The sequence below is a fragment of the Protofrankia coriariae genome, assembly GCF_001017755.1.
Lineage (GTDB): Bacteria > Actinomycetota > Actinomycetes > Frankiales > Frankiaceae > Protofrankia > Protofrankia coriariae.
The window spans coordinates 12,620-32,141 of the sequence record NZ_JWIO01000022.1; the positions used below are offsets into that span (position 1 = coordinate 12,620).

The window sequence follows — 19,522 nt, forward strand, 5'->3', positions numbered from 1 at the left end:
CACAGGCTGGTCGTCCGCGGGCGGATTATCCACAGATCATTCCGCGGGTCGGCCACCAACGGGCCAGTTGTCCACAGAGCCGGCCACCGATGGGCCGTGGGCCCCGGTCTGTCCGCATAATCGGGATCGCGCACCGTCGTCGCATCCATGCGGGAGGTCCGGATGCTCCACCGGATGAGAACCCGGCTGACGCCGGTCACCACCCTCACCATCCTGATCGGCGTCATCACGCTGTTCGCCATGGGCTGCTCCAGCTCGTCCGACACGCCCGCATCCGGCGGTACGACGGCCCCCGGGCCTGCCGGTACGGCCCAGACGGGCCAGGCGGCTTCCGCCGGTGTCCCGGCAGCCAGCCGGACGGCCAGCTTCCGCGCGCCCGGCAGCACCCCGGGGACGGTCGAGGTCGGCCTGGTCGGTCTGAAGGCGGACGGACGTCTGAGCACGCTCACCCTGCTGTGGACACCGAGATACACCGGCGCCCCACAGGGGAAGGAGATTTCGGTCTTCGACATGTTCGACGGGCACAGCCCCGCGGTGACCCTGGTCGACAGCGTCAACCTGAAGCGCTACCTCGTCGTCCAGGACAGCCGCAACGTCGAGCTGGGCGCGAGCGGCCCCCAGACGAAGACCTCCAACAACACCCCGGTCAGCGCCTCGTACACCTTTGCCGCGCCGCCCGCGGACGTGCGGACGATCGACGTCTACGCCGACGACCGGCTGCTGTTCGACGACGTCCCGGTCGGCCGGTGAGCCCCGTGCGGACGCGGACGCCGAGCGCGCTGACCGGCCCCGCACAGCCCGGCCCCGCGTGGGCCGGGTCCACGCTGACCCGGCCCACGCTGACCCGGCTCGGCGCGGTCGTGCTGGCGTCGGTCACCGCTGTGGTGTCGTGGCTGTGCGTGCCGACAGCCCGCGCCGCGACGGACACCCCCACGACTGCACCCACAGTAACCGATCAGGCGATCATCGAGTCGATCCGGGAGATCGATCCAGCGGCGGCGATCCGGCCGATCGACGTCGAACGGTCTGTTGTCACGCTGCGTACCGAGAGGCGTGACGGCTCCGGCGTGGTCTTGACGATCAGCTCGGACGTGCTCTTCGCGTTCGACTCGGCGAACCTGACCAAGGCGGCCCGCGAGCAGCTCGACGGCATCGCGGCACAGCTCGGCAGGGTGACCGGCACGATCACCGTCAACGGGTATACCGACAGCACCGGTACGCCCGCGTACAACGTGATCCTGTCCCAGCAGCGGGCGAACGCCGTCGCGAACCTGCTGCGTCCGAAGGCCCCGCCCGGCGTCCTCGTCTCGGCGACCGGGCACGGCGCCGCCAACCCGGTCGCGCCGAACACCAACTCGGACGGCTCGGACAACAGCGCGGGCCGCGGCCAGAACCGACGGGTCAGCATCATCTATCGCACATCATGACCGTCACACATGACGATCGACCACACATGACGATCGATGCCGAACCCGTTCCCATCGCTCAAAGCGGCGCTCCCCGCCGTGCCGTACCTGATACCTGTCATCATGATCTTTTTGGATACGGCCGGTATCACGGTCTGGAGCTGCGGCGGCGGGTCCGTGGCCGTTCGTGCCCGCGTGGACCGCATCAACCTGTGCGGGTGAGATGGCCGGTGGGGAAGCGGCCCGCAATGCCGGACGCGTCCAGTGGTCGTACCGTCTCGGAGCATGACCGAGGCAACGCGGTGGTTGTCGAGCTCCACATTCAGGAAATCAGTCGTATGGTCGGTGGATCTCGCGGAACAGGACACGGTCACGGCCGCCTGGCGGCCAGCCCGACCGGACGGCCCCATTGGTCCGGTCGCGTCGGATTCGCGGGTCGTATCCGATCCACCATCTGATCCGGCCGTATCGGATGAAACGCGAGGGCCCGGAACGTCCCCGGCCGTGGTCTTCGACCGGGCGACGGTCGCCTACGACCGGGTCCCGGTGCTGGAGAACGTCCATGGAACGGTCGAAAGCGGCCGTACCGTAGCCGTCATCGGCCCGGACGGCGCCGGAAAGTCGACGCTGATGAAAGCGCTGCTCGGGCTTGCCCCGGTGGTGAGCGGATCGGTGACGGTACTCGGCTGCCCACCGATGCAGGCCCGCCGCCGGGTCGCCTACGTCCCGCAGGTCGACGCTCTCGGGCCCGACCCGCGGGTGACCGTCGCCCAGGCCGTCCTCATGGGTCGTTACCGCTCGCTCGGCTGGGTACGGCGGCCCACCCGCACGGACCGGGCCATCGCGGCACGTGCCCTGGAAACGGTCGGGCTCACCCACCGCGCCGGGGACCGGTTCGAGGCGCTGCCCGGCGGGCAGCGTCAGCGGGTGCTCCTCGCCCGTGCCATCGCCCAGCAGCCGTACCTGCTGCTGCTCGACGAGCCGTTCGACGGTGTGGACGTCCTTTCCCAGCAGGCGTTGCTGTCCGCGCTGGCGGCCATGCGCTCGGCCGGCACCAGCGTCATGATGTCCACGCACGATCTCGCGCTGGCCCATCTGACCTGCGACAGCGTCTGGCTGCTCAACCGCCGCCAGTTCGGCTCCGGACCGGCGGCAGTCACCCTCACCTCGGAGAAGCTGCGCACCACCTACCACGGCGGCAGCCCCCAGCACCTGCCGCATCATCGGCCGCGGCACCATCTGTCGCGGCACCGCGCCGAATAGCCGCCCAGACATCCGAATCCAGCTGTCGGAACACGGCCGGTATCGAATGATCCGCTGGATGCCCCGGCCGGGCGCCACGGCTGGACATCCCTACCGGGCATCGCGAGCGGGCATCGCGAGCGGGCATCGTGGCTGGGCGCGGGACCCACGGCCGCGAGTGATCCGTACCGGGTAGCCCGGCGGATCCGAATGACCCGGCAGACCTTCGGGCCCGCGTGCCTTCCGGGCCGAAAGCCTTCCGGACCATCGGTATCCGGACCATCCGGATCGCTTTCCGGACCACCCGGACCCGACGGAAACCGGAGCCGGCAAACGCATGACCGCCCGTCTTCAACCCACCATGCGCCGGAAACCCGCATGGCCCGAAAAGTCCGCCTGCCGGCAGCATGTCGCAAACATGATCGCATCGCCGTTGGCCGTTGGTCCTGCACTGTGCGTGCCCGAGGTTCCGAAAAGCGTGGCCCACTCGTCATGGGCGAGAAAACCCGGTGGACGGTGCACCTACCCTTGGCTCATGGAGTTCACCCAGTCCGACAAGCTCACCGGCGTCTGCTACGACGTCCGGGGCCCCGTCCTGGACCAGGCGACGAAGCTGGAAGCCGCTGGTCAGCGCATCCTCAAACTGAACATCGGCAACCCGGCGCCGTTCGGGTTCCACGCGCCACCGGCGGTCCTTGAGGCAGTGGTGAACGGCCTCGCCGAGGCACAGGGCTACAGCGATTCCAAGGGCCTGCTCTCCGCCCGCACGGCCGCGGTCCGGTACGCGAACGGGAAGGGCATCACCGGTATCGACCCCGACGGGGTCTACCTCGGCAACGGCGTCTCAGAACTGATCATGATGTCACTGCAGGCGCTGCTCAACGACGGCGACGAGGTGCTGCTCCCGGCGCCGGACTACCCGCTGTGGACGGCTGTGGTCAGCCTGTGCGGCGGGCGGCCCGTCCACTATCTGTGCGACGAGCCGGCCGGCTGGATGCCGGACCTGGACGACATGGCCGGCAGGATCACCACGCGCACCCGCGCCATCGTAGTGATCAACCCGAACAACCCCACCGGCGCGGTCTACGACCGCGAGATCCTCGAGGGCATCGTCGAACTCGCCCGCCAGCACAACCTGATGATCTTCTCGGACGAGATCTACGACCGGATCCTCTACGACGACGCCGAGCACATCTCCACCGCGGCCCTCGCCCCGGACGTCGTGTGCGTGACGTTCAACGGGCTGTCCAAGGCGTACCGGCTGGCCGGCTTCCGCTCCGGCTGGATGGTGCTCTCGGGCCCGCGCACGCACGCGTCCAGCTATGTCGAGGGGCTCAACATCCTGGCCAACATGCGGCTGTGCGCCAACGTCCCGGGCCAGTTCGCCATGCGGGCCGCGCTCGAGGACGACAGCGGCGCGGGCGACCTCGTCCTGCCCGGTGGCCGCCTGCACGAGCAGCGGGACGTGGTGTGGAAGCTGCTCAACGACATTCCTGGCGTGTCGTGCGTGAAGCCGAAAGGGGCGCTGTACGCGTTCCCGCGGCTCGATCCGGACGTCTACCCGGTCACCGACGACGAACGGCTCGTCCTGGACCTGCTCCTGGCCGAAAAAATCATGGTTGTGCAGGGCACGGGTTTCAACTGGCCGCGGCCTGATCACTTCCGGATCGTCACGCTGCCGGACGTGGACGACCTCACCGACGCGGTGGGCCGCATCAGCAGGTTCCTCACCGCCTACGCCCAGGGGGAAACGGTCCACCGCCGGGACGGACTGCCCACCTTCGAGCCACAACACGTACCGGGCTGACCCGCCCGCGACAGGATGCCCGGATTAACCTTTTTCGTACAGAAGAGTCCGAACGGGCAGAATTCGAACCAGTCGGAGATGACGGAATCGCTGGCCGGGTTTACCCGACGTATTCATTTCGCCGGATATTGGTGGTTTTTGGCGGCCCCGGGCACGGATCTGACGATGACGGCCGTAACCGGTTCGGGTCTGGTCAGGAACGGCGCCGGGACGAGGTGGTGGCTGCCGCGCAACCGTACCGACCGAGGGAACTGGGCCGCCGCAGTACCGCCGGCACCCGCCGATGGCCGCCGACGCGGCTGCGACCGCCCGCTGGCGGCCGTCCCACCGCGGAAGCCGTAGGTGGGGCAGTGGAGGAGTAGGTGGAAAAGGTTGCGATGACAGCGTTTTCCACCTACACCCACGCAGGCCGTAGGTGGAAAACGGCGTGTCGGCAGCGGTTTTCACCTACGACTGAGGAGCGCTGGATCTGCCACCGCGGGATGTCGGACATGAGTAACGGTGTGTGATGCCAGCCGCGAAGACGCCCGTGTCGAAACCGTTCCGTCTTCCTGGTCTGACGTTCCGTCTCCTGATCTGACAGAGACCCGTCGTCCGGGGCCCCGGCCGCCGTACGGTGAGAGAGTGAAGGCTGTGTCCAGTGCCGAATCCAGCCGAGCGACCCCCGCCCCGACGGCATCGTCCCGGGGGGCCGCGCCCACCACGGAACCATCGCGGGCCGGGCCGGGTAGCGGTGGCCGCCGGGCCATGCTCGGCCGTGGAACCACTGTCCGGGCCACCCGTCAGGGAGACGCCGTCTGCGCCGCGCTGGCCGAGATCGACGCGTTCACCAGCGCCCAGGACCTGCACGCCCACCTGCGCGACATGGGGCAGGCCGTCGGCCTGACCACCGTCTACCGGCATCTGCAGGTCCTCGCCGACCGGGGCGAGGTCGACGTGCTGCGCCGCGACGACGGGGAGACCCTCTACCGCCGCTGCGCGACCGACAACCATCACCATCACCTGGTCTGCCGCCACTGCGGCCGGACCGTCGAGGTCGAGGGGCCCGAGATCGAGGCGTGGACCGACCGCGTCGCCGCGGCCGCGGGCTTCACCGACGTCGCCCACACCCTGGAGATCTACGGGACCTGCGCCGACTGCGCCGCCGCGGCCACCCCAAGCTGAACGACATCCGTACCGTAACCATACGTAGCCGCGCAGACAGCGAGGCCAACGATGGCACGGACGTGCGCTCCCGACCGCCAGGAAAGATCACCGCGAGTTTGTCGCTGTGTACGCTCACGGGCCGAAAACCGTACAGAACGACAAACACTTCTTGATCATTACCTGTGCGGACGGTCGCGGACGGTGTCCGCGACCCGTTGTTGAGCGGCTGCCGGCTCGGCCGGCTGTCGGCTCGGCCTGGCTAGCGGCCGGCGCCCTGCTCCGGACGGCTCCCGCCGGGTGGGCTGACCAGCGCCGGGGCGAGTTCCCGCCACTGCCGGCGGGGCAGCCCGCGGCGGTCCGGGTCGAGCACCTGGACGCACACGTGGTCGGCGCCGGCGTCCAGATGCTCCTTGATCCGGCCGAGCAGGACGTCCGGGTCGCCCCAGGGCACGATCGTGTCGACGAGCCGGTCCGAACCCGCGTCCGCGAAATCGCTGTCGGTGAAGCCGAATCGGCGCAGGTTGTTCGTGTAGTTCGGCAGCCGCAGGTAGGAGCCGGTGTGCCGCCGGGCCAGTTCCCGCGCGGTCTCGGGGTTGGTGTCCAGGACGAACGCCTGCTCCGGGACGAGCAGCTTGCCCGGCCCGAGGATCGCCCGGGCGCTCGCGGTGTGCTCCGGCGGCACGAAGAACGTGTGAGCGCCGTCCGCCCGGGCGCGCGCCAGCTCCAGCATCTTCGGCCCGAGCGCGGCGAGCACCCGCGGTGACGACGCCGGCGGAACCGCCCGGTACTGCTCCCGGGCGCTGGCGTCCATCTCGTCGAGGTAGGCGCGCATCTGCGTGAGCGGTTTGGTGTACGGCACCCCGCGGATCTCCATCAGGGACGCGTGCGACACACCGACGCCGAGCAGGAACCGGCCGGGGAACGCCTCGGCCAGCGTCAGTTGCCCGGCCGCCATCGTCTGCGGGTGCCGGGCGAGGATCTGCGCGATGCCGGTGGCGACGGTCAGCCGTGGCGCCGCCGCGAGCATCAGCCCCGCGGTGACCAGCACCTCCCGGCCCCTGACCTCGCCGGTCCAGACCGCGGGATAGCCCAGTTCGTCGAGTTCGGCGACGGCGTCGCGCACCACGGACGCCGGCGAGTAGTCGAACTGGCCGCTCCAGATCCCGACCTGGCCGAGCGTCACCGAGGCGGACGGGTCGGCGGGGCGGGCCGCGATGGCGGGTACGCCGGCCTCCGGCGCGGCCGGCCCCGTCCCAGCCGACCTTGTCCCGGCCGGCTCCGTCCCGACCGGCTCCGGCTCACCGGCGGTGATGGGCGTCTGCGCAACTGTCACCGCACCACGCTATCCGGGCCGAGGCACCGACCGCCCGTCGGGCGACCTGGCCGCGAGGGAGTGTCGCTCGCGCGGCCGGCACCCGGCCGGCACCCGGCCGAGCAGGCTCCGTCCAGACCCGGGCCGAGCCGGACGAACGAGCCGGATGAATCGACCCAGAGCAGGTCCGGGCCAGCCGGATTCGTCGAGGTCAGGCCGGGCGTCCGAGCTTGCTCACCGCGTCCGGACGACTATCGTCTACTGCGCGGCGGTCCCGCCGACCCGCGTGGCCGGCCGCCTCGGGCGCGTCCGGTGGATGTCGACACCAACAGAGATCCACCGGGTACACCCATCGCGCAGGCCGTCACCGACGATCTCGGGAACGGCCGAGGACGACCGGAGGACGCCATGTCCGCTCCTGACACAGAGTCCGCTGAGACAGAGTCCGCTCCCGACACAGACCGCCTCGACACCGTCGCCGCACCCGTCCCGCGCGACCCGGCGGACGCCGGCACCGGCAGTGTCGCCGGCGCCGGCGACGATGACGACACCGCGCCGGTCCGGCTGCTGACACCGGACGGGCGCCGGCTGCCCCTGGCCGACTACGATCCGTACCTCGCCGACCTCACCGACGCCGACCTGATCGGGCTCCTGCGCGACATGGTGATCGCACGCAGGCTCGACGAGGAGTCGACCGCCCTGCAACGCCAGGGCGAGCTCGGTCTGTGGGCGAGCCTGCGCGGGCAGGAGGCGGCCCAGGTCGGCTCGGCGCGGGCGCTGCGCACCGACGACATGGTCTTCCCGACCTACCGTGAGCACGCGGTGGCCTGGTGCCGGGGCGTCGATCCGCTGGACGTTCTCGGCCTGTTCCGCGGGGTCGCCCACGGTGGCTGGGACGTGGACGAACACGGCTTCCAGACGTACGCGATCGTGGTGGGCTCCCAGGTCCTGCACGCGACCGGCTACGCCATGGGGGTCACCAAGGAGGTCAGGACGGGTCTGGGTCGCCGGCCGGTCGGGACGGCCCACCGGCCCGNCGGCACCGGCGGGAGCGGCGGGAGCGGCGGGAGCGGCGGCACCGCCGGTGGCGGCGACGACCTGCCGGCGACCCTGGTCTACTTCGGCGACGGAGCGTCCAGTCAGGGTGACGTCAACGAGGCGTTCAACTGGGCGGGCGTGTTCGAAGCGCCGGTGGTCTTCTTCTGCCAGAACAACCAGTGGGCGATCTCCGAGCCGACACGGCGGCAGACCCGCGTCCCGATCTACTTCAGGGCCCGCGGGTTCGGCATCGCCGGCGTCCGGGTGGACGGCAACGACGTGCTGGCGACCCTGGCCGTAACGCGCTGGGCGCTCCACCAGGCCCGCCAGGGACGACCGGCCCTGGTGGAGGCGGTCACCTACCGGATGGGCGCGCACACCACCGCGGACGACCCGTCCCGCTACCGCCAGGCGTCGGAGCTCGCGCGCTGGGGCGCCCTCGACCCTGTCCAGCGGATGGCGGCCTACCTGCGTGGTCGTGGACTGCTGGACGACGACGCGGCCGCCGCCCTGGACCGGGAGGCCGACGCGCTCGCGGCCACCCTGCGGCAACGCTGCCTGAACCTGCCCGACCCGGCTCCGCTGAGCCTGTTCGACCACGTGTATGTGCACGACACCGAGGAACTGGTCAACGCGCGGGCCACGTTCGCCGACTTCACCGAAGCCGACCTCCCCGAGGCCGGCTTCACCGAGGCCGAGCAGACCGACCAGGCCGAACCGGCCTACCAGAGCGAGCCGTCCCATCGGAGTGAAGCGTCCTACTGGAGCGAGCCGGTACCCCGGAACGAGCCGTCCCGACCGGCCGGGACGGCCCAGCGAGCCGAACGCCCGGGTGGCCGGGCGGCAGTGGTCCGGCCGGCGTCGACGGTCACCGTGGCGACGGCCCGCGGCACCAGAAGGGCGCTGTGACCATGCCGCGCCAGCAGGATGCCGCGACCACCCCACGCCAGCAGGGCGCTGTGGCCACGTCGCACCCGCGGGTCGCCGCGGCCAGGTCGTCGACGCTGACCCTGGCCAAGGCCCTCAACGCGGGGCTGCGCACGGCCATGGAGGACGATCCGAGAGTCGTCGTGATGGGCGAGGACGTCGGCCGGCTCGGCGGGGTCTTCCGCATCACCGACGGGCTGCTGGCCGACTTCGGCGAGGAACGGGTGATCGACACCCCGCTCGCGGAATCCGCGATCATCGGGACGGCGATCGGGCTGGCGATGCGCGGGTTCCGGCCGGTGTGCGAGATCCAGTTCGACGGTTTCGTCTACCCCGCCTTCGATCAGATCGTCACCCAGCTGGCCAAGATGTACTACCGGACGCGGGGCCGTGTCCGCCTGCCCGTGACGGTCAGGATCCCCTGCGGCGGAGGCATCGGCGCGGTCGAACACCACAGTGAGTCACCAGAGGCATATTTCTGCCACACCGCCGGGCTGAAGGTGGTGGCCTGCTCCAACCCGGTCGACGCCCACACGATGATCCGCCAGGCCGTCGCCACGGACGACCCGGTGATCTTTTTTGAGCCCAAGCGCCGCTACTGGGACAAGGCCGAGGTCACCACCGGCCTGCCGCTGTCGGCGGCCGCTCCGCTGCACGTCAGCCGGGTCGTGCGCCCCGGGGACGACGCGACGCTGGTCGCCTACGGCCCGATGGTGCGGACCTGCCTGGACGCGGCCGCCGTCATGGCCGAGGAGGGGCGCGCGCTCGAGGTGATCGACCTGCGCACACTGTCCCCGCTCGACCTGTCGCCCGTGTTCGCGTCCGTCCGGCGGACCGGGCGGCTGGTGGTGGTGCACGAGGCGCCGTCGAACGTGTCCCTGTCCGCGGAGATCGCCGCGCGGGTCACCGAGAAGGCGTTCTACTCGCTGGAAGCCCCAGTGCTACGTGTCACGGGATACGACACCCCGTATCCGCCATCTCGTCTGGAGGAGCACTACCTGCCAGACGTCGACCGGGTGCTCGACGCCGTGGACCGATCGTTCAGCTACTGACCGGCATCTGCTGACCCGTATCGACCCCTACCGACCCGTATCTACCCGTACCGGCCGCCCGCCGACAGCGAGATGTTCAAGAGCCTTCGTGATGCCGCAGGACCGGGTGCCGGTCATCGGCCGTTCCCGGTCATCGGTTGTCCCCGGTCACCAGTTGGAGGTCACCGTGTCACGTGCGCAGTTCCGGCTCCCCGACCTGGGTGAGGGCCTGCCCGACGCCGAGATCGTCCGATGGCTGGTGGAGGTGGGTGAGCACGTCGCCGTCAACCAGCCGATCGCCGAGGTGGAGACCGCCAAGGCGCTGGTGGAGGTGCCCTCCCCGTTCACGGGCGTGCTGGCCGTCCGGCACGCCGAGCCGGGCGACACGGTCGAGGTGGGGCAGCCACTGGTGACCATCGACACCGGCGCCGGCGGCGAAACCGGCAGCGGAACCAAAACTGTGGACGCCGCCACCGACAGCGCCGAATCCAGCGCCAACGGCACTCACAGGACGGCTGGCGCGGACGCCACGGCAGGCGGCGCCAGCNCGCCAGCCCCGTCACGGCCGGTCCGGGTGCCGCGAAGGGCCGGCGGCGCGGTCCGGCGCCGGTGGCCGCGTCCAGCCCGGATCCCGCAGCCGGCCACCCGCCCGGTCCCGCCGCGTCCGGTTCGGACGAGCGGGGCGACGAGCGGATGCCCGTGCTGGTCGGGTACGGTCCGCGCGGGGCGTCCGGGGTGTCCCGGCGGGCCTCGCGCCGAAGCTCGCGCCAGGACCCGGCAGACAGGCGCCAGGCCTCGGCAGGCAGGACGGACGGGGCAGCCTCGACGGCGGTGGCCGGCTGGCCCGCGACACGCGGGTCGGCGCAGCCCGCTGGCCGACCCGGCAGCCCGCGGCCGGTCGACAGCCCCGCCGGGCCGCGGCGGTCGGCCCAGGCCGTCGCCGTGCTCGCGAAACCACCGGTGCGCAAGCTCGCCCGCGACCTCGGTGTCGACCTGGGCACGGTCGTCGGCACCGGGCCGCACGGGACGATCAGCCGCGCCGACGTCGAGGCGGCCCGGACGTTCGCGAACGGCCACGACACCGACCAGGAGCGGGTCCGCCGCATCCCGGTGACGGGCGTCCGGCGGGCGACCGCGCAGGCGATGGTGTCCAGCGTGGCGAACGCGCCGCAGGCCACCGAGTTCGTGAGCGTGGACGTCACCGAGACGATGGCGGCCCGCGACCGGCTGGCCGCGCTGCCCGAGTTCGCCGACGTCAGGGTGACCCCGCTGCTGTTCGTCGCCAAGGCGCTGCTGACGGCCGTCGGCCGCCAACCAATGATCAATTCCCGCTGGGAGGACGCGGTCGGCGACGAGCCCGCGCGGATCGCCGTCCACGGGTACGTCAACCTCGGGATCGCGGTGGCCTCGCCGCGCGGGCTCGTCGTACCGAACATCGCGGACGCGGACCGAATGAGCCTCGTCGAGCTCGCGCACGCGCTGCACGAGCTGACCGTCACCGCCCGCGGCGGAAAGACCACACCGGAGGCGCTGCGCGGCGGGACGATCACGATCACCAACGTCGGGGTGTTCGGCATCGACATCGGAACCCCCATCCTCAACCCGCCGGAAGCGGCGATCCTCGCGCTGGGGGCGATCCGTCCGATGCCCTGGGTGCACGAGGGCGAACTGGCCGTCCGGACGGTGGCGCAGCTCGCCCTCACCTTCGACCACCGGATCGTCGACGGCGAACTTGGCTCCAGGGTGCTTGCGGACGTCGCCCGGATGCTCACCGACCCGACCGTGACCCTTGCCTGGAACTGACCTACCGACGAGGACACGGGCAGCCCACCAGGACAGCAGCCGGTAATCATTTGTCATCAAATAATTACTATTTGCCACGAGCAGGCAGACGGGTTGGACCTTCGAGGGTACCCGCCGGCGTGAACACAACAGATCGAGTAGAAATCCCAACCGAGGCAAAGCGCGTGGGATGGGGTGGACAACGGAGGAAGAAGCTTGCCTGGTACGGTTGCGCCTTGCTTAGGGCTTCCGGTACGGCTTCCGGCACAAAGGGGTGGAACGCATGACGCGCGTGGAGGCACTGCAGGCGGCGGACGAGTTCGTCGCCAAGGTCCTGACCTCCGCAGGCTCCAGCGGACGTTTCAACGGCGCTCTCAACCTTGCCGAACGGGTCGACCTGACGCTGCGGGTCGCCCGGTTCCTCCTGGAGGGGCAGGGCGCCTCCGAGGCCGATGACCTGCTCAAACGGGACATGCGCAACGAACTGGACCAGGCGTTCCCGCCGCTGCGTACGTCCTAGGCACGTCCCAGGGCGCATCCGGCACGCACCGGGGCCGTCCCCGGTCGAGGATCTACCGTCAGACGGCCCAGGACCAGTCCCGGGCCCCGGGACTCCGCCGGGCCTACCCGGCCCGGCACGCCGGATCCGGGCAGGCGACGCGGGCACGGGTCCGGTGGCGCGGACGGGGCACTTGCCCGCGCCACCTTCCTAACAGGCAGCTACCCAGAGCTACCAGATACCAGATACCAGTCTGCTGGCTATTAGAACGCCTCCTCGGGGAGGTCCATCAGGTCGAGGTCGGTGGCCGCCAGGACGCCGAGCCGGGCGGACAGTTCGGGCAGCACGTTCGCGGCGAACCAGCGGGCCGCGGACACCTTGCCCACGTAAAAGGCCTGCTCCTTGGCTGACAGGATCCCCGCCGCCCCCCGCGCGGCCAACGCGTTCTCCGCGACCTCGGCCTGGCGCAGCAGCAGCCAGCCGATGACGAGGTCGCCGACGCTCATCAGCAGCCGGGTGGTGTTGAGGCCGACCTTGTACACGTTGCGGGGATCCTCCGCCACGCTGGTGAGAAAACCGACCAGTGTGCCGACCATCGACTGGACGTTGTCCAGCGCGACGCCGAGGACCTCCCGTTCGCGCCGCAACGAGCCGTCGCCGGCGTCGCCCTTGGCGAACGCCTGGATCTCGCCGAGCAGCGCGCCCAGCGCCGTGCTCCGGTCCCGCACGATCTTGCGGAAGAAGAAGTCCTGCCCCTGAATGGACGTGGTGCCCTCGTACAGGGTGTCGATCTTGGCGTCCCGGATGTACTGCTCGATCGGATAGTCCTGCAGGTAGCCGGAGCCGCCGAGGACCTGCAGGGACGTCGCGAGCAGCTCGTAGGACCGTTCCGAGCCGACGCCCTTGACGATGGGCAGCAGCAGGTCGTTGAGCCGTTCGGCGAGTTCGTCCCGGGTACCCGCCGCATGTGCCAGGGCGACCCTGTCCTGGATCGTGGCGGTGTACAGGACGAGCGCCCGCATGCCTTCCGCGTACGCCTTCTGCACCATCAGCATCCGCCGGACGTCCGGGTGGTGGATGACCGTGACGCGCGGCGCGGTCTTGTCCAGCAGCCGGGTCAGGTCGGCGCCCTGGACCCGGGTCCGAGCGAACTCGAGCGCGTTGAGATAGCCGGTGGACAGTGTCGCGATGGCCTTGGTGCCCACCATCATCCGGGCGTACTCGATGACCTCGAACATCTGGGCAATGCCGTCGTGGACGTCGCCGACCAGCCAGCCGACCGCGGGCTGCTTCTCGCCGTAGCGCAGTTCGCAGGTGGCGGAGACCTTCAGCCCCATCTTCTTCTCGACGTTGGAGACGTGGACGCCGTTGCGCTCGCGGGGCTCGCCGGTGTTCGGGTCCACCAGGAACTTCGGCACCAGGAACATGGACAGGCCCTTGGTGCCCGGCCCGTGGCCGACCGGCCGGGCCAGGGTGAGGTGGAAGATGTTCTCCGGTACGTCCCAGTCACCGTTGGTGATGAAACGCTTCACGCCCTCGATGTGCCAGCTGCCGTCGGGCTGAGGTACCGCTCTGGTGCGCCCGGCGCCCACGTCCGAGCCGGCGTCGGGCTCGGTAAGGACCATGGTCGCGCCCCACTGGCGTTCGATCGCCAGCCGGGCGAGGTTCTTCTGCTCGGCGGTGCCGAGCCGGTCGAGAATCGCCGCGAAGGTGGGCCCGCTCATGTACATGAACACCGCCGGATTGGCCCCGAGGACCAGCTCCGAGGCGGCCCAGGCGACCGAGGGCGGCGCGCCCATCCCCCCGAGGTGCGGCGGCACGAACAGCCGCCACCACTGGCCTTCCATGAGCTGGGCGTAGGACTTCTTGAACGACTCCGGCAGGGTGACGCTGCCGGAGCTGGCGTCGAAGACCGGCGGGTTGCGGTCGGCGTCCGCGAACGACTCGGCAATCGGGCCGGTGGCCAGTCTGTCGAGTTCGGCGAGTACTTCGTGGGCCGTGTCGCGATCCATGTCGGCGAACGGGCCGTGCCCGAGCGTGTTGTCGACACCCAGCACCTCGAACAGGTTGAACTCGATGTCGCGGAGGTTGCTCTTGTAGTGCCCCATGGCTGTCTCCCGGGGAAGAGCCGGCCTCGGTGCTCACCGATGGGGCCGGCGTACTCCTACTGGCCAGTAACTCATACCCATGCTACCCGCCGGTAACCATCCTTGGTACAGATGCGTGGAACTCGGAACAACGAGCCGGAGCGAGCCAGACCCATGACATTGCGTAGCGAATGACATGGCGCGGCGAAACTTTCCGCGTGGACGCGACGGACGCGACGGAAAGGCGTCCGGCTCTGTGGCGCTCTATGGCGCCTGACTCCGCGACGGGAAGGCTCCCGCGCCATCACCGGAGAAAACGATCGTTCTTCTCCCGTGCCCGGATTCCGCCGCGGTTCCTTCACCGCGGCTTCCGAGACCCGGCCGGCCACCTGGAAAACCGTCCCGGATACGTACTCGCCCGGGGTGGACGACGATCCGCCGGAGACGGCCTACGAGACGTCCCCCCAGCGCAGGTTGCCGTCGGGATCGCGCAGGCAGATCACGGGACGCCCGTTGGCCCCCTGGACAACCTGGCCGGTGTCGGTGACGGTGCATTCGGCGTTCGGCACGGGAGCGGCCGGGTCGGGCGGCGGCGGGCTGGCCAGCCCCCAGCGCGGCTGGCCCGGGTCCGTCTGCTGGCAGTACAGGATCAGCCCGTTGATGGCCTGTCGTGGGGCGATGTCGCGTGCGGGTACGCACGGCTGGCCCACGAACACCGCGGGCGGCCAGTACGACGAGTCAGGATCCAGCAGGGTGTCGGGGACGTCGCCCGGCGCGGCGGGATCGGACGCTCCCGGAGATGCCTGCGTGCCCGGGGCGGCCTGCGTGCCCGGGGATGCGGTGTCCGTCCTGCCGGTCGCGGCCGGCGGCGGCCCGGAGCGCTCACTCGGCCCGCCCGGGGAGCCCGTGGCCGAGGCCCGTGGCGCGGACATTTCGATGTCGCTCCCGGACGACCCGCAGCCGGCCAGCAGGAGCGCCGTCAGCCCGACCGCCGCGACGGCACCTGCCACGCTTCGGGCACGGGTTGCGGCATTGGCCCATAGACACCCGTGTCCTGCATGTCCAGCCGCCACACCGTCCAGCTTAGGCCGTGTCAGCCGGATGTTGGTTGATGCGGGTGGCCGGCCGGGCGCCGCCCGCGGTCGACGATCGACCAACGATCGATCGGAGATGGACAGGGGATGAACCGGAGATGGCCTGAGCATCGGCCGGCAGGGCACGGCGGCGGACGGGAAACACGATCGATCCGGCGGGCGCCGGCCGGGATTCCCGACTAGCATGAACCAGGCGTGACCGGGTCGGGACGCATCCCTTGCCACTGTGGGACAGATCACGATCACCGGAAACGACTGACATCGCCATCCTGTCCCGTACGACGGTTCTCCGGCCTACGATCCGGCACATGGTCGCCTGCCCGACATGCGGAAAGGCCAATCAGGAGGAAGCACGCTTCTGCTTCTCCTGTGGTACTCCCCAGCCCACGTTCGGGATCGGCGCCCGCAAGACCGTCACGATCCTGTTCTGCGACGTCACCGGCTACACGGCCATCGGTGAGCAGATCGACTCCGAGCCGCTGCAACAGGTCATGTGGCGGTTCTTCAGCGCCGCCCGCGAGGTGATCTCCTCGCACGGGGGCAGCGTCGAGAAGTTCATCGGGGACGCCGTGTTCGCCGTCTTCGGCATCCCCGTCCTGCACGAGGACGACGCGCTGCGGGCCGCCCGCGCCGCATGCGGGATCCGCGCCAGCATGGACGTGCTCAACGCCGACCTGGAACGTGACTGGGGGTTCCGCTTCCGCATCCGCATCGGCATCAACACCGGCGAGGTCACCGTCGGCGGGCCGGGGACGGGCGGCGGCATCACCGGGGACGCCGTCAACGTCGCGTCCCGGCTGGAGGAGGCCGCCACCCCCGGCCAGATCTTCATCGCGGACGCCACCCTGCGGCTGATCCGGCCGCACGTGCGCGCCGAACCGGTCGGGCCGCTGGTCGTCCAGGGCAAGAAGGCACCGCTGCGGGCCCACCGTCTGATCGACCTGGCCCACCCCGGGATCGGGCCGGGGGCGCGGTTCGCGCCCGAGGGCTTCGCCGCCCCCGTGATCGGCCGGGACCGGGAACGCCGCCGCCTCGACGACGCCCTCGAGCAGGTGATCGAGGAACGCACCTGCCACCTGTTCACCCTGCTCGGCCCGGCCGGTATCGGGAAGTCCCGGATGGTCCGGGAGTTCTGCGAGGCGGCGGCGTCGCGGGCGACGGTGCTCACCGGGCGTTGCCTGTCCTATGGCGAGGGCATCACCTACTGGCCGCTGATGGAGATGGTCCGGCAGGCGACCGGGATGTCCGCCGACGAGAGCGCGCCCGAGGGCCGCCGCCGCCTGCGCGAGCTGCTGGAGGATGTCGGTAACGTCACCAGCGGCGTCACCGGGGACGCCGCCGCCGTGGTGGACGGGCTGGCGCCCCTGGTCGGGCTCGGCGGCGCCGAGGTCGGCGCGCAGGAGAGCTTCTGGGCGGTACGGACCTTCCTCGCCGCGCTCGCCGAGAAACGTCCGCTGATCGTCTGGTTCGACGACGTGCACTGGGCCGAGCCGACCCTGCTGGACCTGATCGAACACGTCGCCGACTGGTCCCGGGAAGCGCCGATCCTGCTGCTGTGCCTGGCCAGGCCGGAGCTGCTCGAGGAACGCCGGACGTGGGGCGGCGGCAAGCTCAACGCCACGTCCATGCTGCTGCAGCCGCTGAGCGAGGAGCGCTGCCAGCGCCTGATCCGCACCCTGATGGGCTCGAACGACCTCGACCCGGCGCTGGTCGCGCGCATCACCGACTCGGCCGCGGGCAACCCGCTGTTCGTCGAGCAGACGCTGGCGGCCCTCGTCGACGACGGGCTGCTGCGCCGCGAGGGCGACCGCTGGATCGCCACCGGCAACCTGGGCTCGGTCCAGGTCGCCCCGACGATCTCCGCGCTGCTCGCCGCCCGGCTCGACCGGCTCAACATCCACGAACGGCGGGTCCTGGAGCGCGCCGCCGTGGTCGGCCAGCGTTTCTACCTGGACGCGGTGGTGGAGCTGTCCGCCCCGGCGGACCGGGCGGCGGTCGCCGAGCACTGCCTGTCGCTGGTCCGCAAGGAGCTCGTCCATCCCGACCGGTCGGACCTGCCCGGGGTGGAGGCGTTCCGGTTCCTGCACGTCCTGCTGCGTGACAGCGCCTACCAGGCGACGTCGAAGCGGCAGCGGGCGGACCTGCACCAGGGATACGCGAGCTGGCTGCAGACCCGGATGGCCGGGCGGCCCGGTGAGCACGACGAGCTCGTCGGCTATCACCTGGAGCAGGCCTACCGGTACCGGGTCGAGCTCGGGCTGCGTGACGCCGAGACCGAGGAGCTGGGACGGCAGGCCGCCACCTGCCTGATCGAGGCCGCCGACCGGGTCCGCCAGGGCGACGAGACGGGGGCGGCCGGGCTTCTCAAGCGGGCGGTCAAACTACTTCCAGTGACAGACCCGCTGCGAATACGCGCCGAGATCGACCTTGGCTGGGCGCTGTACTCCTTCGGCCGCTTCAGCGACGCCGAACGCATGCTGCGCCAGGCAACCGACCGGGCCACCCGGATCGGCGAGGCGGGCCTGCGCGCCCACGCCCGCCTCGCCCATCTGCGGCTGATGTTCGCCACCAGCCCGGAGGGACTGGTCGCCGAAACCCTCGGCGAGGCGACCCGGGCATTACCGATCTTCGTGCAGAGCGGGGACGAGGTCGGCGCCGCGCTCGCCTGCCGTGGCCAGGCCGCCGCCTACATGGCGGCCGGCTGCTACGCCCTGGCGGAACGGGCGATGCAGGCCGCCGTCCGGCACGCCGAGGAGTCCGGGGTGCTGCGCGACGCCCAGACGACCAGACGGGACCTCGTCCACCTGCTCAGCCTGGCCCCCCGGCCGGTCGGCGAGTCGATCGAACGCGCGCAGCGGGCGCTGGCCGGTGTCGGCGACGACCGCGGCCTGCGCCGGTCCCTGCTCGCCCAACTGGCGCTGCTGCACACGATGGCCGGGGACGTCGACGCCGGCATGGAGCACCTGATCAGGGCCGAAGCGATCGACTGGGACGTGCGCAGCCCCCGCGGGGACCCGCTGTACGGGGGTTTCGTCGTCGCCCGGATCGCCCTGCTCACCGACGACCTCGACACGGCCGAGCACGAGCTGCGGCGCAGCTGCCGCCGGCTGGCCCGGATGGGCGAGCGCGCACATCTGGCCACCCGCGCCGCGGCCCTCGCCGACGTCCTGGTCAAGCTCGGGCGCCTGGACGAGGCAGCCACCTACGTGTCGCGCTCCCGCGACGCCGCCGCCGGCGACCAGGTGCCCGCTCAGGCGGGCTGGTGCGGGGTGCACGCCAAGCTGCTCGCGATGCGGGGCCGGGACCGGGAGGTCGAGGCCGTGCGGTTCGCCGAGGCCGCCTGCGATCTCGCCGGCCGGACCGACGACTGGGACGGGCAGGCGCAGGCCTGGCTGACCTACGCCGAGGTGCTCCACCGGACCGGGCAGACCGACCTGGTCCGGCCGAAGGTCGACGCCGCGGTCGCCTGCTACGAGAAGAAGGGCAATCTCACCGGGGCGGCGCAGGCCCGCCGACTGTCGGAGAACCTCACCGCCTCCGTCTGAGGGCCCCGTCCGGAGGGCCTCCTCTGCCTTTGCCGGCCGCTGGCGCCTCTGCCTGCCGGGCCCTTCGGTCTGAGGCCTTCGCCCACCTCCGCCGCTGTCGCTGCCGCCACCTGAGGCCCGGCCCGTCTGTCCGGGCCCGGTCCCCCGGCCGTTCAGCCGGCCGGCCCCTGGCGGTCCGTCCGTCCGCTCGCTCATCTGGTCGCGGGCGGTTCTAGAACCCCGCCGGCCGCCGGCCACCGCCTGCCGGGTCGTCCGGGCTGCCGGGCGTGGCCCCGTGCCCGCGGGCACGGGCCTCTTCCTGCAGGTAGTAGAGCTCCTCGGCCCACACCCGGAAGCGTTCCACCGCGGCCAGCTCCGCGGCCAGCGCACGGGCGATCCGGGCGATCGTGAGACGTTCCACCGGGCTGCGCAGCCACGGGCGGTCGGCCGCCTCCTCCTCGCTGGCTCGCTCGTAGGCCGCTCGGTGCAGGACGATCTCCGCCTGGGCGACCTCGATCTGCTCGATCAGCATCCGCGTCCGCGTCCACAGCTCGGCGTCGCTTGGCATGGCCCGTCCAACCGGCCAGGGCCTGTTGCGGGGCCCGCTTAGCGGCGGGCCCCCCGAGC

The 19,522-nt window shown here is 71.1% G+C and carries 13 protein-coding genes and 2 pseudogenes; 11 read left to right on the forward strand and 4 right to left on the reverse strand.

The window, feature by feature from the left end; genetic code table 11:
• Window positions 1-174 precede the first annotated feature (174 nt).
• The 5 genes from FrCorBMG51_RS14240 to FrCorBMG51_RS14260 all read left to right on the forward strand — a co-directional run bounded on the left by FrCorBMG51_RS14240 (window position 175) and on the right by FrCorBMG51_RS14260 (window position 5,619).
• Window positions 175-750, forward strand: a complete 576-nt coding sequence (locus FrCorBMG51_RS14240) for a hypothetical protein (protein WP_076842459.1) — start codon at window positions 175-177, stop codon at window positions 748-750.
• 5 nt (window positions 751-755) lie between these two features.
• Window positions 756-1,427, forward strand: coding sequence for an OmpA family protein (locus FrCorBMG51_RS14245; protein ID WP_235433575.1), 672 nt, complete (start codon window positions 756-758; stop codon window positions 1,425-1,427).
• A 483-nt stretch (window positions 1,428-1,910) separates the two neighbouring features.
• Window positions 1,911-2,669 carry a metal ABC transporter ATP-binding protein gene (locus tag FrCorBMG51_RS14250; RefSeq protein WP_047223561.1) on the forward strand — a complete coding sequence of 253 codons (759 nt, stop codon included), beginning with the start codon at window positions 1,911-1,913 and terminating at the stop codon, window positions 2,667-2,669.
• Between the two features lie 514 nt (window positions 2,670-3,183).
• Entirely contained in the window at window positions 3,184-4,455 is a 1,272-nt protein-coding gene (locus tag FrCorBMG51_RS14255; protein WP_047223562.1) for a pyridoxal phosphate-dependent aminotransferase, read from the forward strand.
• Between the two features lie 747 nt (window positions 4,456-5,202).
• Window positions 5,203-5,619 carry a Fur family transcriptional regulator gene (locus tag FrCorBMG51_RS14260; protein WP_047223563.1) on the forward strand — a complete coding sequence of 139 codons (417 nt, stop codon included), beginning with the start codon at window positions 5,203-5,205 and terminating at the stop codon, window positions 5,617-5,619.
• 241 nt (window positions 5,620-5,860) lie between these two features.
• Here FrCorBMG51_RS14260 and FrCorBMG51_RS14265 read toward each other — a convergent pair whose 3' ends face one another.
• Window positions 5,861-6,817, reverse strand: coding sequence for an LLM class F420-dependent oxidoreductase (locus tag FrCorBMG51_RS14265; protein ID WP_235433585.1), 957 nt, complete (start codon window positions 6,815-6,817; stop codon window positions 5,861-5,863).
• Window positions 6,818-7,321: 504 nt separating this feature from the next.
• Here FrCorBMG51_RS14265 and FrCorBMG51_RS14270 point away from each other — a divergent pair.
• From FrCorBMG51_RS14270 to FrCorBMG51_RS14290, 5 genes and pseudogenes are all read left to right on the forward strand, one after another.
• Window positions 7,322-8,617: pseudogene (locus FrCorBMG51_RS14270) on the forward strand (thiamine pyrophosphate-dependent enzyme); the annotation flags it as partial.
• A 380-nt stretch (window positions 8,618-8,997) separates the two neighbouring features.
• Window positions 8,998-9,930 carry an alpha-ketoacid dehydrogenase subunit beta gene (locus FrCorBMG51_RS14275; RefSeq protein WP_047223628.1) on the forward strand — a complete coding sequence of 311 codons (933 nt, stop codon included), beginning with the start codon at window positions 8,998-9,000 and terminating at the stop codon, window positions 9,928-9,930.
• Window positions 9,931-10,021: 91 nt separating this feature from the next.
• Window positions 10,022-10,267, forward strand: a pseudogene (locus FrCorBMG51_RS34790) (biotin/lipoyl-containing protein); the annotation flags it as partial.
• A 584-nt stretch (window positions 10,268-10,851) separates the two neighbouring features.
• Window positions 10,852-11,712 (forward strand): dihydrolipoamide acetyltransferase family protein, encoded by an 861-nt coding sequence (locus FrCorBMG51_RS34795; RefSeq protein ID WP_235433576.1) that lies wholly within the window; start codon window positions 10,852-10,854, stop codon window positions 11,710-11,712.
• A gap of 262 nt (window positions 11,713-11,974) precedes the next feature.
• A complete protein-coding gene (locus FrCorBMG51_RS14290) occupies window positions 11,975-12,211 on the forward strand; it encodes a hypothetical protein (RefSeq protein WP_013875567.1) in 237 nt (78 codons plus the stop codon).
• 242 nt (window positions 12,212-12,453) lie between these two features.
• Here FrCorBMG51_RS14290 and FrCorBMG51_RS14295 read toward each other — a convergent pair whose 3' ends face one another.
• Window positions 12,454-14,298 (reverse strand): acyl-CoA dehydrogenase, encoded by a 1,845-nt coding sequence (locus FrCorBMG51_RS14295; protein WP_047223565.1) that lies wholly within the window; start codon window positions 14,296-14,298, stop codon window positions 12,454-12,456.
• Window positions 14,299-14,726: 428 nt separating this feature from the next.
• Window positions 14,727-15,287 carry a hypothetical protein gene (locus tag FrCorBMG51_RS25315; protein ID WP_052914677.1) on the reverse strand — a complete coding sequence of 187 codons (561 nt, stop codon included), beginning with the start codon at window positions 15,285-15,287 and terminating at the stop codon, window positions 14,727-14,729.
• A gap of 392 nt (window positions 15,288-15,679) precedes the next feature.
• Between FrCorBMG51_RS25315 and FrCorBMG51_RS14305 the strand changes: the two genes are divergently transcribed.
• Complete coding sequence (locus FrCorBMG51_RS14305; RefSeq protein ID WP_047223566.1) at window positions 15,680-18,916, forward strand: adenylate/guanylate cyclase domain-containing protein; 3,237 nt, start codon at window positions 15,680-15,682, stop codon at window positions 18,914-18,916.
• 211 nt (window positions 18,917-19,127) lie between these two features.
• On the opposite strand, the gene FrCorBMG51_RS14310 is transcribed toward FrCorBMG51_RS14305, so the two are convergent.
• Window positions 19,128-19,463 (reverse strand): hypothetical protein, encoded by a 336-nt coding sequence (locus FrCorBMG51_RS14310; protein WP_076842385.1) that lies wholly within the window; start codon window positions 19,461-19,463, stop codon window positions 19,128-19,130.
• Between the last annotated feature and the right edge of the window lie 59 nt (window positions 19,464-19,522).